This is a genomic window from Listeria floridensis FSL S10-1187 (assembly GCF_000525875.1).
In the GTDB taxonomy this organism is placed as follows: Bacteria; Bacillota; Bacilli; order Lactobacillales; family Listeriaceae; genus Listeria; species Listeria floridensis.
The window spans coordinates 1-14,223 of sequence record NZ_AODF01000027.1 but is presented as its reverse complement, the minus strand read 5'-3'; the positions used below and the strand labels follow the sequence as shown (position 1 = coordinate 14,223).

The window sequence follows — 14,223 nt, the reverse complement described above, 5'->3', positions numbered from 1 at the left end:
TAGAGTGAATTTTTAAGGAGGAAGCTTTTTTTTTATGTCGATTGAAGTGGGCAACAAGTTACAAGGGAAGGTTACAGGGATTACTAATTTTGGGGCATTTGTTGAGCTGGAAGGCGGTAAAACAGGTTTAGTCCACATTAGTGAAGTTGCAGACAACTATGTCAAAGATATTAACGATATTTTAACTGTCGGGGATGAAGTTACAGTTAAAGTAATGAATGTTGGGGATGACGGCAAGATTGGTCTTTCTATTCGTAAGGCGGTGGATCGTCCGCGTCCAGAACGAAGTTATGAAAAAAAACCGCGCTTCAATAAAAAACCGGCGGCTCAAGCAAAACAGCCAGAAGGTTTTGAAGACATAATGGCTAAATTCTTGAAGGACAGTGATGAAAGACTTTCAACAATTAAGCGCCAAACTGAATCGAAACGCGGAGGCCGCGGTGCAAGACGCGGTTAATTCGTAAGCATAAAGTTTGAGTAAGGATGGGTCTTCATTTCCCCATCCTTATTTTCTAAAGGAAAGGTATTTTTAGAATGGATGAATTTTCAAGGCGCGTCCAAAAATACATAGTCAAATATGATTTAATCCGGCCAAATGAGAAATTGCTTGTAGCGGTTTCTGGGGGACCGGATTCTTTGGCGTTACTGCATTTTTTGCTACAATTTCACAAAGGAAATATCAGTGTAGCACATGTAAACCATTCGCTACGCACGGAAAGCGAGGCGGAAAAACAGCTTGTAGCAGAGTTTGCAGCTAACTATAAATTGCCTTTTTTTTGAAAAGACAGTCGATGTAAAGGCACTACAAGAAAAAGAGCATCTTAGCTTAGAAGAAGCAGCAAGAAAGCTCCGCTATCAATTTTTTGAAGAGATTCTGCAAGCAGAAGCACTCGATAAAGTGGTTGTCGGACATCATGCAGATGATCAAATCGAAACAATATTGATGCGCCTAGTTCGCGGCAGTACTGGGAGTGGCTTCTCTGGCATGAGACCAGTACGGGAAATGCGTTTCGGTCAGCTGATTCGTCCTTTTTTAGAAGAAAGCAAAACGGACATTTTAGCATACGCACATGAACATAACCTACCGTATTGTGTGGACGAGACAAATCGTAGCCCGCTCTACACAAGAAATCGTTTCCGCGAAAATATTATTCCGCTTTTGAGAAAAGAAAATCCTCGCTTATATGAACATTTTTCCCGCTTTTCAAGCGAAAATCAGTCCGATATGGACTTTCTTGCCGAACTCGCACAGCAGAAATTTACGGAGCTTGGCGAAGTAAGTGAAAATCATGCCAAATTAAGCGTAACAGGGATAAAAAAATTTGGCCTTTCCTTTACAACGGCGCTTAATTCATTTACTATTAAAATACCTGTATAAGGGCGAGACAATCAAGGAAATTTCAGCAAAACATGTGGCAGAAATTTTAACAATTGTTCAGCGTGACAATCCATCGGCGCAGCTGAATTTACCGAAAGGTTTACTTGTTCGCCGAGTTTATGATGATCTTGAAGCTCATTTTCCAAAAGAAATGAAAGTGCAAGAGTTCTATCATCAATTGGAACCAGGAGATCGAATTGCACTGCTTGATGGTTCCGAACTCAAAATGAGGCAAAAAAGTTCAGCTGTGCAAACATCTGGCTTAACGGAATTATAGTAGATGCCGATCAAGTGACATTGCCGCTTATCGTGAGAACGCGGCTTCCTGGCGATAGAATGAAGCTCAAAGGAAGCGGTGGAACAAAGAAACTGAAAGACATTTTCATTAGTGAAAAAGTGCCGCGATACTTGCGGGATAGCCTTCCAGTAGTCACAGATTTTACAGGGCAGATTTTATGGATTCCGGGAGTGAAAAAATCGAATCAAGACACAAAACCGAGTCGCGAAAAGAAACAATATATAATTCGATATCGCAAAAATTTAGGAGGAAAAATGAGTATGCATGATGATATTCAAAAAGTGCTGTTCAGTGAAGAAGAAATTCAAGAGAAAATTCGTGAACTTGGTGCAGAACTAACGACAGAATATGAAGGGCGTAACCCGCTTGTAGTGGGCGTGTTAAAAGGTGCCACACCATTTATGACCGACTTGATGAAACGAGTGGACACGTATCTTGAAATGGACTTCATGGATGTTTCAAGCTACGGAGGCGGGATGGTTTCCTCTGGAGAAGTGAAAATTATTAAGGATTTAAATACTTCTGTCGAAGGCCGAGATGTGCTAATTGTTGAAGACATCATTGATAGTGGTCGGACACTTAGCTATTTGGTTGAAATGATCAAATACCGCAAAGCCAAATCTGTAAAGCTTGTGACACTGCTGGATAAACCAGAAGGTCGCAATGTCGAAATTGATGCAGATTACGTCGGCTTCGTTGTTCCTAACGAATTTGTAGTCGGATATGGCCTTGATTTCGCTGAGAAATACCGGAATCTTCCTTATATTGGCGTGTTAAAACCAGAAATCTATGCTGAGTAATTTCTAGTTCACATCTCCGATTTTTTTCGGTAAAATATAAAGAAGAAAAAAATACTTCAATTTTTGAAATAAAATTGCCTGGAAAACGGGCAAATTATTAGGCAAGGGCTGCTCGTTATGCTATGATTAGTCTTAGTTTTTTAACTGGCAAACCCTATTTTTAAGTGTAAAAATTACTAATAAATGAATCTTCGTAAGAGAACTTCAACTTAGGATGTGTTTTTCGGAAAATCTAGGGAATAAAGTAATGCAATATGCTGTTCCTTTAAGAAAATTTTGAAACGATCAATCCAAGCTCTTGCGTGGGAGGAGGTAAGGAATGAACAGATTTTTTAGAAATGCGATATTTTATGTCATAATTTTTCTCGTGATCATCGGGATTGTTGCTTCCTTTAACACCAATAAAGAAGCTGCGAAAGATATCAGCTACAATGAGTTTATGACAAAATTACAAGACGGGGACGTAAAATCATTTACGATTCAACCTGATCGAAGTGTCTATACAATTGAAGGGGAATTTAAATCCTCAAGCAGTTCCAAGAGCGATGATTCAAAAGGTCTTGGGCAAAGTAAAAGTGATACAGCCTTTACAACATACGCACTAAGCAGTGATTCGCTGTTAAAAGAAATTCAAACAGCGTCAAATGAGAATAATGCAAAGATGGATGTGACACCTGCTAAGCAAAACAGCGGTTGGGTAACATTCTTCTCATCCATTATTCCATTCCTGATCATCATCATTCTATTCTTCTTCTTGATGAGCCAATCCCAAGGTGGTGGCGGCGGAAAAGTAATGAGCTTTGGTAAGAGCAAGGCAAAACTTTACAACGACGACAAGAAAAAAGTTCGCTTTACGGATGTTGCCGGCGCGGATGAAGAAAAACAAGAGTTGGTGGAAGTCGTAGAATTTCTTAAAGATCCGCGCAAGTTCTCGGATTTAGGCGCGCGTATTCCGAAAGGTGTACTGCTTGTCGGACCTCCAGGAACAGGTAAAACACTCTTAGCGCGTGCAGTAGCAGGCGAAGCGGGTGTTCCGTTCTTCTCAATCAGTGGTTCTGACTTTGTTGAAATGTTCGTCGGTGTCGGTGCAAGCCGTGTTCGTGATTTGTTTGAAAATGCGAAGAAAAATGCGCCGTGTATTATCTTTATCGATGAAATTGATGCTGTAGGTCGTCAACGTGGAGCAGGAATGGGCGGCGGTCACGATGAACGTGAACAAACGCTTAACCAGCTCTTAGTTGAAATGGATGGTTTCAGCGGCAATGAAGGCATTATTATCATTGCAGCGACTAACCGTGCGGATGTACTTGATCCAGCTCTTCTTCGTCCAGGACGTTTTGACCGTCAAATTATGGTAGACCGTCCAGATGTTAAAGGGCGTGAAGCAGTTCTTCGTGTTCATGCGAGAAACAAACCGCTTGCGAAGAGTGTGGATTTAAAAGCGATAGCACAAAGAACGCCTGGATTTTCCGGTGCAGATCTTGAAAACTTATTAAACGAAGCGGCGCTTGTTGCAGCTCGTGCAGATAAAAAACAAATTGATATGAGCGATATTGATGAAGCAACCGACAGAGTTATTGCCGGACCTGCGAAGAAAAATCGTGTAATCTCGAAGAAAGAGCGTCGTATCGTAGCTTATCACGAAAGTGGACATACTATTGTCGGTATGGTTCTTGATGAAGCTGAAACAGTTCACAAAGTAACGATCGTTCCACGTGGACAAGCTGGCGGTTATGCTGTAATGCTTCCTAAAGAAGACAGATTCCTTATGTCGAAACCTGAGCTTCTTGACCGCATTACAGGTCTTCTTGGAGGTCGTGTGGCCGAAGAGGTTACATTTGGCGAAGTGACAACAGGAGCAAGTAATGACTTTGAACGTGCAACAGAGATTGCACGTCGCATGGTAACTGAGTGGGGGATGAGCGATAAGATCGGACCGCTTCAGTTCTCATCTGGAAACGGGCAAGTATTTATGGGACGCGACTTTGGTAATGGTCAAGACTTCTCAGATAAAATTGCATATGAAATTGATACCGAAGTTCAAAGTATTATCCGTTTCTGCTATGATCGTGCTAAAAATATCATTTTAGAACATCAAGAACAGCACAAGTTAATTGCTGAAACCTTGCTTGAAGTGGAAACACTTGATGCACGTCAAATTCGTTCGTTGTTTGATGACGGCGTAATGCCTCCAGACATCGATCAAGTAGTCGCTGATGAGTATCCTTCTGAGAAAGATACAAAAGCTTTTGAAGACGTTGAACCAAAATCTTTTGCTGAGGAAAAAGAAGAAGCCAAAGCGGAAGACGAAGTAGATCGCGAAGAAGCTACTCGGAAATTTGAAAGTGATGAAAAACCTGCTGAAAGCGAAGTGAAAGAGGAAGCGCCTAAGCAAGAAGATAAAAAAGATAACGAATGAAATAAAATGAAAGACTAGGCCGAGTGATTCGGCTTAGTCTTTTTTAAAAACAGATTAATCGACAGATTGCGCGACTGATGTTATTATACGTTATGATCTGCGGAGAAGGTGGGACTGACTGATGATTTTAGTGATTGATGTAGGAAATACAAACTGTACACTTGGAGTATATGAAGATGATACTTTACTTCGAACTTTTCGGATGGCTACAGATAAAGCAAGAACCGCTGATGAACTTGGAATGCTTGTTTTAAGCTTTTTTGCTCAAGCTGAGTTAAATGCCAAAGAAGTTGAAGCGGCTGTCATTTGTTCAGTTGTTCCTCCTGTCATGCACGCAATCACAACAATGTGCCACCGCTATTTCGAGATCGAACCGTTAATCGTTGGACCAGGCATTAAAACAGGGTTGAATCTAAAGGTAGATAATCCACGCGAAATTGGTGCTGACCGTATTGTGAATGCAGTTGCTGCAATAAAAGAGTACGGTAAACCAGTGATTGTTGTGGATTTTGGAACTGCTACTACATTTTGCTACATTGATGAAAGTGGAATGTATCGAGGCGGAGCTATAGCGCCGGGAATTATGATTTCGGCAGAAGCGCTCTATACGAGGGCGGCGAAACTTCCTCGTGTTGATTTGGCTGAGCCGGAGTACGTTGTCGGAAAATCTACCGTCAGCTCAATGCAAGCTGGGATTTATTATGGGTTTATTGGACAATGTGAGGGAATTATCAAGCAAATGAAAGCCGAGACGGATTCGAATCCAACGGTTGTAGCAACAGGTGGACTTGCTCGTTTTATTACCGAGAAATCCAATTTAGTCGATATAGTAGATCCGTTTTTAACATTAAAGGGCTTAAACCTGCTCTATAAACGAAATAAAATTTGAGGAGATAGAACTAAATGAGTGATTATCTAGTAAAAGCTTTGGCTTATAATGGTTATGTGCGCATCTATGCGGCAAGAACAACAGATACAGTGAGTGAGGCGCAGCAACGCCATGATACGTGGCCGGTAGCCTCTGCTGCCTTAGGACGTACAATGACGGCAACACTATTTTTAGGTGCGATGCAAAAAGAAGATCAAAAAATCACATCTAAAGTTGAAGGAAATGGTCCGATTGGAACGATTCTAGCAGATGGAGATACAAAAGGTACAATTCGTGGTTATGTAACCAATCCGCATGTGAATTTTGCAGAATTGAATGATGCCCATAAGCTTGATGTTCGGCGCGGAGTTGGAACGGAAGGTACGCTATCCGTTCAAAAAGATCTTGGCTTTGGAGAGAAATTCACCGGTCAAGTTCCGCTTGTATCAGGAGAACTTGGTGAAGACTTCACCTATTATCTTGCGAACTCGGAACAAGTGCTTTCATCTGTCGGAGTTGGCGTGCTCGTAAATCCGGATACGACTATTCGCGCAGCAGGCGGATTTATGATCCAGCTTCTTCCGGGGGCGGACGAAGAGGCGATTACACAAATTGAAGCCATTCTTGAAAAGTGTCCGCCCGTATCACACATGATTGATAATGGGGAGACGCCTGAAGACATTATTGCTCGCTTGGCTGGAGAATCCGGGGATTTTCATATCTTAGAGAAGCTTCCAGTTAAATTTGAATGTACTTGTTCAAAAGAACGTTTTAAAAATGCTATCCAAGCACTTGGAAAAGAAGAAATTCGTTCGATGATTACGGAAGAACACGGTGCGGATACTGAATGTCATTTCTGCCGGAAGCACTATGAATTCTCGGAGGCAGAACTAGAAGAAATTTACGAAGAAGCTAAATAAATTTGCAAAACTGAAACGGCGGTTGTCGGAAAATGAAGTGGATCTTTTTTCTGGCAACCGCTGTTTTTAGTTGAAAAGCATTAAAATTGACAAAAATGGTCGGAATTGGATAAAGTAAACGTATAACAAAAGTATGAGGAGCGATATGAATGAAAATTGTAAACTCGATTACAGATTTAATTGGAAATACACCAATCGTGAAATTGAATCAAATGACTGAAGCTGGAAGTGCGGATGTTTATGTAAAACTTGAATTTCAAAATCCAGGCGGCAGTGTGAAAGATCGAATTGCGAATGCGATGATTGAATCAGCGGAAAAAGAAGGAATCATCAAACCGGGGGATACCATTCTTGAGCCGACAAGTGGTAATACAGGAATTGGCCTTGCGATGATTGCTGCTGCAAAAGGCTATAAAGCCATTTTTGTTATGCCAGATACAATGAGTTTAGAAAGACGCAAGCTGCTGCAAGCTTATGGTGCTGAATTAGTTTTAACACCAGGTGCTGACGGTATGAAGGGTGCAATTGCCAAGGCAGATGAGCTAGCAAAAGAGCATGGCTACTTTATTCCACAACAATTCCATAATCCGGCAAATCCAGAAGTCCATGAGAAGACAACGGGGCCGGAAATTGTAGAAGCTTTTGGGAAAGACGGATTAGATGCTTTTATTGCTGGAGTTGGAACCGGAGGAACTGTCACAGGAGTTGGACATGTACTGAAGAAAAATTATCCAAATGTAAAAGTTTATGCGCTTGAGCCAGAAGAATCTCCAGTTCTTAGCGGCGGAGTGCCATCCCCTCATAAAATTCAAGGAATCGGTGCCGGTTTTGTTCCAGATACATTAGATACGAAAGTTTATGATGAAGTACTTAAAGTTTCAAGTGAAGATGCACTTGAAACAGCACGTGAAGTTGCGAGAAAAGAAGGAATATTAGTTGGGATTTCTTCTGGAGCAACGATTAAAGCCGCACTGGACTTAGCGAAAGAGCTTGGCGAAGGCAAGAAAGTACTGGCAATTGTGGCAAGTAACGGTGAACGTTATTTGAGCACTGCGCTGTATAATTTTGACTAAGTAAGAAGAAATAAATGGTTTTCTTAGTGAATTTTAATGAATTCCACAGCGAGAACACTTTTTTTGACTGTATGATATAACTATAAGCTAACAACAAGCAAAATTTTTCATTCTTTCCCTTTTAGAATGAAAATCCCAAACTCCCTTTTGACCAATGTGGTTTACTCCCTTTTCTCCACATTGGTTTTTGTATGCCTTGAAATGGCAAAAATGAAGGGGAGGTTTGTGTTTTCTTAGCAAACTTTCATGAAATTAACAGCAGATTTTTTCTTAGAATGGTTAATATATACGTATAAGCTAACAACAAGCAAAATTTTTTCATTCTTACTCCCTTTAGAATGAAAATCCCAAACTCCCTTTTTTGACCAATGCGGTTTACTCCCTTTTTCCGCATTGGTTTTTTATTTGTTGATATTCAGCAATAAAAACGTGCGCATCTTTTTGAATAAGAATAGTTTTCTTTAGTATAGGAATTTAAAGCAATTTTGATTTTTTAAGATGCCTGTGAGATAGTATTCAGTCGAAGTTGTTTGTTTTCAACTCCAAAGGAACTGAACGCGATTCGAATATTTGAACGGAAGGGATGAAACGGTCAGCTCGCCAGAAAGTAAGAAACTTGTATTCGAGTTCTTAGTGAAATCTCATGAAAATAACAGCAGAATTTTTCTTCTAATGGTTAATATGTAAGTATAAGCTAACAACAAGCAAAACTTTTTCATTCTTTACTCCCTTTTAGAATGAAGAACCCAAAACTCCCTTTTTGACCGATGTGGTTTACTCCCTTTTTCCACATCGGTTTTTTATTTGCCTAGAAAAGGTAAATGAAAAAGCTGTTTTCATTTTCTTAGCAAACTTTCATGAAACTGACAGCGGAATTTTTTTTCTGACAGTTAATATATAAGCATAAGCTAACAACAAGCAAATCTTTTCATTCTTTCTCCCTTTTAGAATGAAAATCCTGACCCTTTTTTTGGCCGATGTGGTTTTACTCCCTTTTTTCCACATCGGTTTTTGTTTTACATAAAATAACTATTAGAAAATTACTCGCCAATTCTTAGCAAACTTTCATAGAATATACAGCAAAAATTTTTCTTTGGCGGTTAATATATAGGTATAAGCTAGCAACTAACAATTAAATTCATTCTTTCTTCCTTTTAGAATGAAACCCAAAACTCCCTTTTTGACCGATGTGGTTTACTCCCTTTTTCCATATCGGTTTTTTATTTGCCTAGAAAAGGAAAATGAAAAAGCTGTTTTCGTTTTCTTAGTAAACTTTCATGAATTTAACAGTTGATTTTTTTCTTAATAAATTAAGATATACGTATAAGCTAACAACAAGCAAAACTTTTTCATTCTTTCTCCCTTTTTAGAATGAAACCTAAAACTCCCTTTTTTGACCGACACGGTTTACTCCCTTTTTCCGTGTCGGTTTTTTTGTGCGTTCAAACAGGCGGATGTTTGCTATAATAACGGGAGAGGTGAAGCAAAATGAAAAAAAGCTGGTTAAAGAATCATCCGAGCATGGTGATGGGAATATTAAATATTACCCCGGATTCTTTTTCGGATGGAGGAAAGTACATAACGATAGAAAATGCCGTTGCACAAGCGGTCCAAATGGCGGAGGACGGAGCAGAAATTATTGATATTGGTGGGATTTCAACACGTCCGGGATTTAAAGAAGTTTCTCAGGAAGAAGAGGAAAGACGAGTTCTGCCCGCTGTTCGCGCGGTTAGGGAAGCCTTGCCGGGAATTTGGATATCAATTGATACGTGGCGCAGCGAAGTGGCGGAAAAAGCAGTTCTTGCTGGGGCAGATATGCTGAATGATCAGTGGGGCGCTAAATATGATCCGAATATGGCGACAGTAGCTGCAAAATATGAGATTCCGATTTGCCTTATGCATAATCGAAAAGATAGTAATTACGATGATTTTATGGAAGATGTGAAAACGGACTTACTGGAAAGTGTTGCTATATGCAAAGAAGCGGGAGTTTCGGATCAACATATTATTCTCGATCCGGGATTTGGGTTTGTTAAAACAAAGCTGCAAAACTTAGAAGTATTGCGACGAGTTGACGAAATTGTAGCGCTTGGGTATGAAGTTCTACTTGGAACAAGCCGTAAAGGGACAATTGGATGGGTGCTTGATCTGCCTGCCAATGAAAGAATAGAAGGAACAGGCGCAACAGTAGTTTATGGACTTGCAAAAGGTTGCTCGATTGCACGAGTGCATGATGTGAAAGAAATTGCACGGATGGTAAAGATGACAGATGCAATCACTGGGAAGCTGCCGCTTACAGAATAGAAAGGGTGATCAAGATGGATAAAATATATATGGAAGAACTCAGTTTTTATGGTTATCATGCGTGTTGCCGGAAGAAAATAAGCTCGGTCAAATTTTTCAAATCTCGCTAATTCTGCACTTATCGACAAAAAAAGCCGGTTTAAGTGATAATGTGGAGGACACAGTTAGCTACGCGGATGTGTATGAAACTGTAAAAGAAATTACGGAACAAAGAAAATATAAGTTGATCGAAGCGCTTGCGGAAACGATTGCAACCGAAGTTTTGGAGAATTATCCATTACTTGAAAGCATCACCGTCAAAGTAGTGAAGCCAAATCCGCCGATTTCCGGGCACTATCGTTTTGTAGCCGTTGAAATTGAGCGAAAGCGGGGCGAGGCAAAGTGAAAACGGCATACCTTTCACTTGGGACAAATGTGGGGGATAAGCTTCAAAACCTGAATGCGGCGGTTAGACAGCTTCGTCAAGCGAACGGAATTGATGTTGCTAAAATTTCCGGTGTTTATGAAACTGCCCCGGTCGGCTACGAAGACCAAGATATTTTCTATAACATTGCCCTTGAAATCAAAACTTCGTTATCTCCAAACGAACTACTCGAAACCTGTCTCGGTATCGAAGCTGAACTTGGCCGTGTTCGTCTGTTTAAATGGGGTCCTCGCTTGATTGATATCGACATCTTGCTATATGAAGATTTGAAAATAAATACGGAAACATTGAAAATACCGCATCCTTATATGAAAGAACGCGCTTTTGTGATGCTACCCCTTCAAGAAATTGCAAATTCAGTTGCGCAAAATTATCTGCAAGAAGCTTTAATCAAGGATCAAGAAGTCAAACTTACACATTTCAAAATCGAGGGTTAAAAAGTACTTGCCAATCTCGGAATCTGTGGTAACATATCACTAGCGCAAAGAATAAGGAATCTTTTGAAAGAGGAAGGGGCTTGTCAATGTTTCAAATAGGTGATGTAGAAATTAAAAACCGCGTTGTTGTAGCACCGATGGCTGGGATTTCAAATTCTGCATTCAGACTGACTGTAAAAGAGTTCGGGGCAGGGCTTGTCTGCTGCGAAATGATCAGTGACAAAGGAATCGCGTATCGCAACAAGAAAACGATCGATATGCTCTATATAGACGAAAAAAGAAAAACCACTTAGCTTGCAGATTTTTGGCGGCGAGAAAGAAACGCTTGTCGAAGCGGCAAAATTTGTGGCAGAAAATACCACCGCAGATATTATTGATATCAACATGGGGTGCCCAGTAAACAAGATTATCAAGTGTGAAGCAGGTGCAAAGTGGCTGCTTGATCCAAACAAAGTGCATGATATGGTGAAAGCGGTCGTTGAGGCTGTAGATAAACCGGTCACTGTAAAAATGCGGATCGGCTGGGATGATGAGCATGTTTTTGCTGTGGAAAATGCACAAGCAGCTGAGAGTGCCGGAGCTTCAGCCGTGGCGATGCATGGCCGAACTCGTGTGCAAATGTATGAAGGGAAAGCAAACTGGGATGTGCTTCGCGACGTCAAAAAAGCTATCCACATTCCGTTTATTGGGAATGGAGATGTCAAGACGCCCGAAGATGCTAAGCGCATGCTTGAAGAAACAGGTGCAGACGGTGTAATGATCGGGCGCGCAGCGCTAGGGAATCCGTGGATGATTTACCGCACAGTGAAGTATCTTGAAACTGGTGAACTTCTGCCGGAACCGGAGCCGCGTGAAAAAATCGAAACAGCCTTGCTTCACCTTGACCGCTTAATCGCGCTTAAAGGAGAAAATATTGCTGTTCGGGAGTTCCGTCAACATGCAGCTTATTATTTAAAAGGTGCGCGCGGAAGTACGCGTGCAAAAGTAGCTGTCAATCAAGCAACTGAAAAAGCAGAGATGGAAAAAATCTTACGCGACTTTGTGTCTCAATATGAAGAAAAAAGTTTAGCTAAGCAATCTTAATGCGAATGAAAATTACCGCAAATTCCAATTTGCGGTAATTTTTTTCGGTTTAGGCTAGAAAAAAGGAGCCGATTAAGCGTATAATGGTAGCATCTGTAGATAATGAATAGAATAGGAGTGTCATGACATGAGTCACGAAAATCACGAAGAATTAAATGATCAGCTAATTGTTCGCCGTGAAAAAGTGGATACATTACGAGCTGAAGGCGTAGACCCTTTTGGCGGGAAATTTATCCGAACGATTAGTCCGGAAGAAATAGAAGAGAAGTATAAAGAGAAGACAAAAGAAGAATTAGAAGAAGCGAACATCGAAGTATCCGTTGCTGGACGAATCATGACAAAACGTGTCAAAGGAAAAGTGGGTTTCACACATATCCAAGACCGTTTCCATCAAGTTCAAATATACATTCGCAAAGATAATGTTGGCGAAGAAGAGTATGCGATCTTCAAACAAGCGGACTTAGGCGACATCATCGGCGTCAAAGGCACGGTCTTCCGCACCAACGCAGGTGAGCTATCCGTCAAAGCAACAGCTATCGAAATGCTGACTAAAGCGCTTCGCCCGCTACCCGACAAGTATCATGGTTTGAAAGACGTTGAACAGCGCTATCGCCAACGTTACCTAGATTTAATCACAAATGATGAAAGCCAAAAACGATTCGTCATGCGTAGCCAGATTTTAAAATATACACGTAACTACCTGGATGAACAAGGCTATCTTGAAGTGGAAACGCCAGTCTTGCATACAGTTGCCGGCGGAGCTGCTGCTAAACCGTTCATTACGCATCATAATGCGCTTGATATGGATCTCTATTTACGTATTGCGCTTGAGCTTCACCTAAAGCGCTTGATTGTCGGAGGAATGGACAAAGTTTATGAAATTGGACGTGTTTTCCGCAATGAAGGCATCTCAACACGTCATAATCCAGAATTTACAATGCTTGAATCTTATGCGGCATTTGAAGATTATGAAGATATTATGAATCTAGTTGAAGGACTCGTATCTTATGTGGCTGAAAAAGTAACTGGAGATACGACGGTAACATACGGAGATTACCAAGTTGAGCTTGCTCCAAAATGGAAAAGAATTCATATGGTTGATGCGGTTAAAGAATATGCGGGTGTGGATTTTTGGAATGTCACTACAGAAGAGGCGAAAGCACTTGCGAAAGAACACCATGTTGAAATTACAGAGCATATGACATATGGGCATATTTTAAATGAATTTTTTGAAACCTTTGTTGAAGAGAAGTTGATTCAGCCTACTTTTGTTTATGGTCACCCCGTAGAAATTTCACCGCTTGCGAAAAAGAATGAAAAGGATGGCAGGTTTACTGATCGATTTGAATTGTTTATTGTTGGTCGTGAGCACGCTAATGCTTTTTCTGAACTGAATGATCCAATTGATCAAAGAGAACGGTTTGAAGCGCAAATTGTGGAGAGAGAGCATGGGAATGATGAAGCCCATGAAATGGATGAAGATTTCTTGACAGCATTAGAACATGGTTTGCCGCCGACGGGGGGGGCTTGGAATTGGAATGGATCGATTGATCATGTTGCTGACTAATGCACCATCCATTCGTGATGTGCTGCTTTTCCCGACAATGAAACATAGAGATTGAAAGTAAATTCTTAAAAATCCAGCTTCAAGACGATTTTTTATTCGCCTTTTGCTGGGTTTTTCTTTTAAAAAAGAGGTGTTGAGGAAGTTTTTAGGCTTTTTAATATATGGCGTTTTAGTGAATAGATTTTATCACGCAAACAATTTTGTATGAATGAAAACTTTTTTATAAATTCGCTTGCAAAGGCCTAGGAAACATGGTATATTAATAAACGTTCCAGCGAATATCTGATAATCAAAATGAAAATTATGATTAAAGTTTTTTGGAAAAGTTATTGACTTTGATTGCTGGATGGTGTAAGGTATAAGAGTTGCTGGTAAAAAAGCAACGAAAAGAATTGACCTTTGAAAACTGAACAAAAAGAAGACGAAAAAGCGATGAGACAGTATGTTTCACCAATCAATTCGTAGGGCAGGAAATCAAAAGTGATTTCCAAAACAAATCTAGTAAGAAATTGCTAGCGAAGTCAAGTAAGACGCTAAGGAAACTTATTCACGGTGTTGAATAAGTATTCAAATTCATTTTAACGAGAGTTTGATCCTGGCTCAGGACGAACGCTGGCGGCGTGCCTAATACATGCAAGTCGAACGAACCAAA

At 40.5% G+C, this 14,223-nt stretch carries 11 protein-coding genes, 1 rRNA gene and 4 pseudogenes; all 16 read left to right on the top strand.

The window, feature by feature from the left end; genetic code table 11:
• Positions 1–34 precede the first annotated feature (34 nt).
• Positions 35–457 (top strand): S1 domain-containing RNA-binding protein, encoded by a 423-nt coding sequence (locus MFLO_RS10240; protein WP_036097866.1) that lies wholly within the window; start codon positions 35–37, stop codon positions 455–457.
• A gap of 77 nt (positions 458–534) precedes the next feature.
• On the top strand, positions 535–780 hold the full coding sequence (locus MFLO_RS16880; RefSeq protein WP_051993604.1) for a PP-loop family protein: 246 nt from the start codon (positions 535–537) through the stop codon (positions 778–780).
• Complete coding sequence (gene tilS, locus MFLO_RS16875) at positions 749–1,378, top strand: tRNA lysidine(34) synthetase TilS (RefSeq protein WP_051993603.1); 630 nt, start codon at positions 749–751, stop codon at positions 1,376–1,378. Before MFLO_RS16880 ends, tilS (MFLO_RS16875) begins: the two co-directional genes overlap by 32 nt.
• On the top strand, positions 1,323–1,655 hold the full coding sequence (locus tag MFLO_RS16870) for a TilS substrate-binding domain-containing protein (protein WP_077913214.1): 333 nt from the start codon (positions 1,323–1,325) through the stop codon (positions 1,653–1,655). The genes tilS (MFLO_RS16875) and MFLO_RS16870 overlap by 56 nt, the downstream gene beginning before the upstream one ends.
• A gap of 59 nt (positions 1,656–1,714) precedes the next feature.
• Positions 1,715–1,822 (top strand): annotated as a pseudogene (gene tilS, locus MFLO_RS17035) (tRNA lysidine(34) synthetase TilS); the annotation flags it as partial.
• Positions 1,823–1,936: 114 nt separating this feature from the next.
• On the top strand, positions 1,937–2,476 hold the full coding sequence (hpt, locus tag MFLO_RS16865) for a hypoxanthine phosphoribosyltransferase (protein WP_338151520.1): 540 nt from the start codon (positions 1,937–1,939) through the stop codon (positions 2,474–2,476).
• A 319-nt stretch (positions 2,477–2,795) separates the two neighbouring features.
• Positions 2,796–4,895 carry an ATP-dependent zinc metalloprotease FtsH gene (ftsH, locus tag MFLO_RS10225; protein ID WP_036097865.1) on the top strand — a complete coding sequence of 700 codons (2,100 nt, stop codon included), beginning with the start codon at positions 2,796–2,798 and terminating at the stop codon, positions 4,893–4,895.
• 121 nt (positions 4,896–5,016) lie between these two features.
• Entirely contained in the window at positions 5,017–5,784 is a 768-nt protein-coding gene (locus tag MFLO_RS10220) for a type III pantothenate kinase (RefSeq protein WP_036097864.1), read from the top strand.
• Positions 5,785–5,798: 14 nt separating this feature from the next.
• Positions 5,799–6,683 (top strand): Hsp33 family molecular chaperone HslO, encoded by an 885-nt coding sequence (gene hslO / locus MFLO_RS10215; RefSeq protein ID WP_036097863.1) that lies wholly within the window; start codon positions 5,799–5,801, stop codon positions 6,681–6,683.
• 149 nt (positions 6,684–6,832) lie between these two features.
• Positions 6,833–7,756 carry a cysteine synthase A gene (gene cysK / locus MFLO_RS10210; protein WP_036097862.1) on the top strand — a complete coding sequence of 308 codons (924 nt, stop codon included), beginning with the start codon at positions 6,833–6,835 and terminating at the stop codon, positions 7,754–7,756.
• 1,488 nt (positions 7,757–9,244) lie between these two features.
• Entirely contained in the window at positions 9,245–10,060 is an 816-nt protein-coding gene (gene folP / locus MFLO_RS10205) for a dihydropteroate synthase (RefSeq protein WP_338151519.1), read from the top strand.
• 14 nt (positions 10,061–10,074) lie between these two features.
• Positions 10,075–10,445: pseudogene (folB, locus tag MFLO_RS10200) on the top strand (dihydroneopterin aldolase).
• Positions 10,442–10,921 (top strand): 2-amino-4-hydroxy-6-hydroxymethyldihydropteridine diphosphokinase, encoded by a 480-nt coding sequence (gene folK / locus MFLO_RS10195; RefSeq protein WP_036097860.1) that lies wholly within the window; start codon positions 10,442–10,444, stop codon positions 10,919–10,921. Before folB ends, folK begins: the two are co-directional and overlap by 4 nt.
• 86 nt (positions 10,922–11,007) lie before the next feature.
• Positions 11,008–12,004, top strand: a pseudogene (gene dusB / locus MFLO_RS10190) (tRNA dihydrouridine synthase DusB).
• A 127-nt stretch (positions 12,005–12,131) separates the two neighbouring features.
• Positions 12,132–13,626: pseudogene (lysS, locus tag MFLO_RS10185) on the top strand (lysine--tRNA ligase).
• A 522-nt stretch (positions 13,627–14,148) separates the two neighbouring features.
• A 16S ribosomal RNA gene (locus MFLO_RS10180) occupies positions 14,149–14,223 on the top strand; the annotation flags it as partial.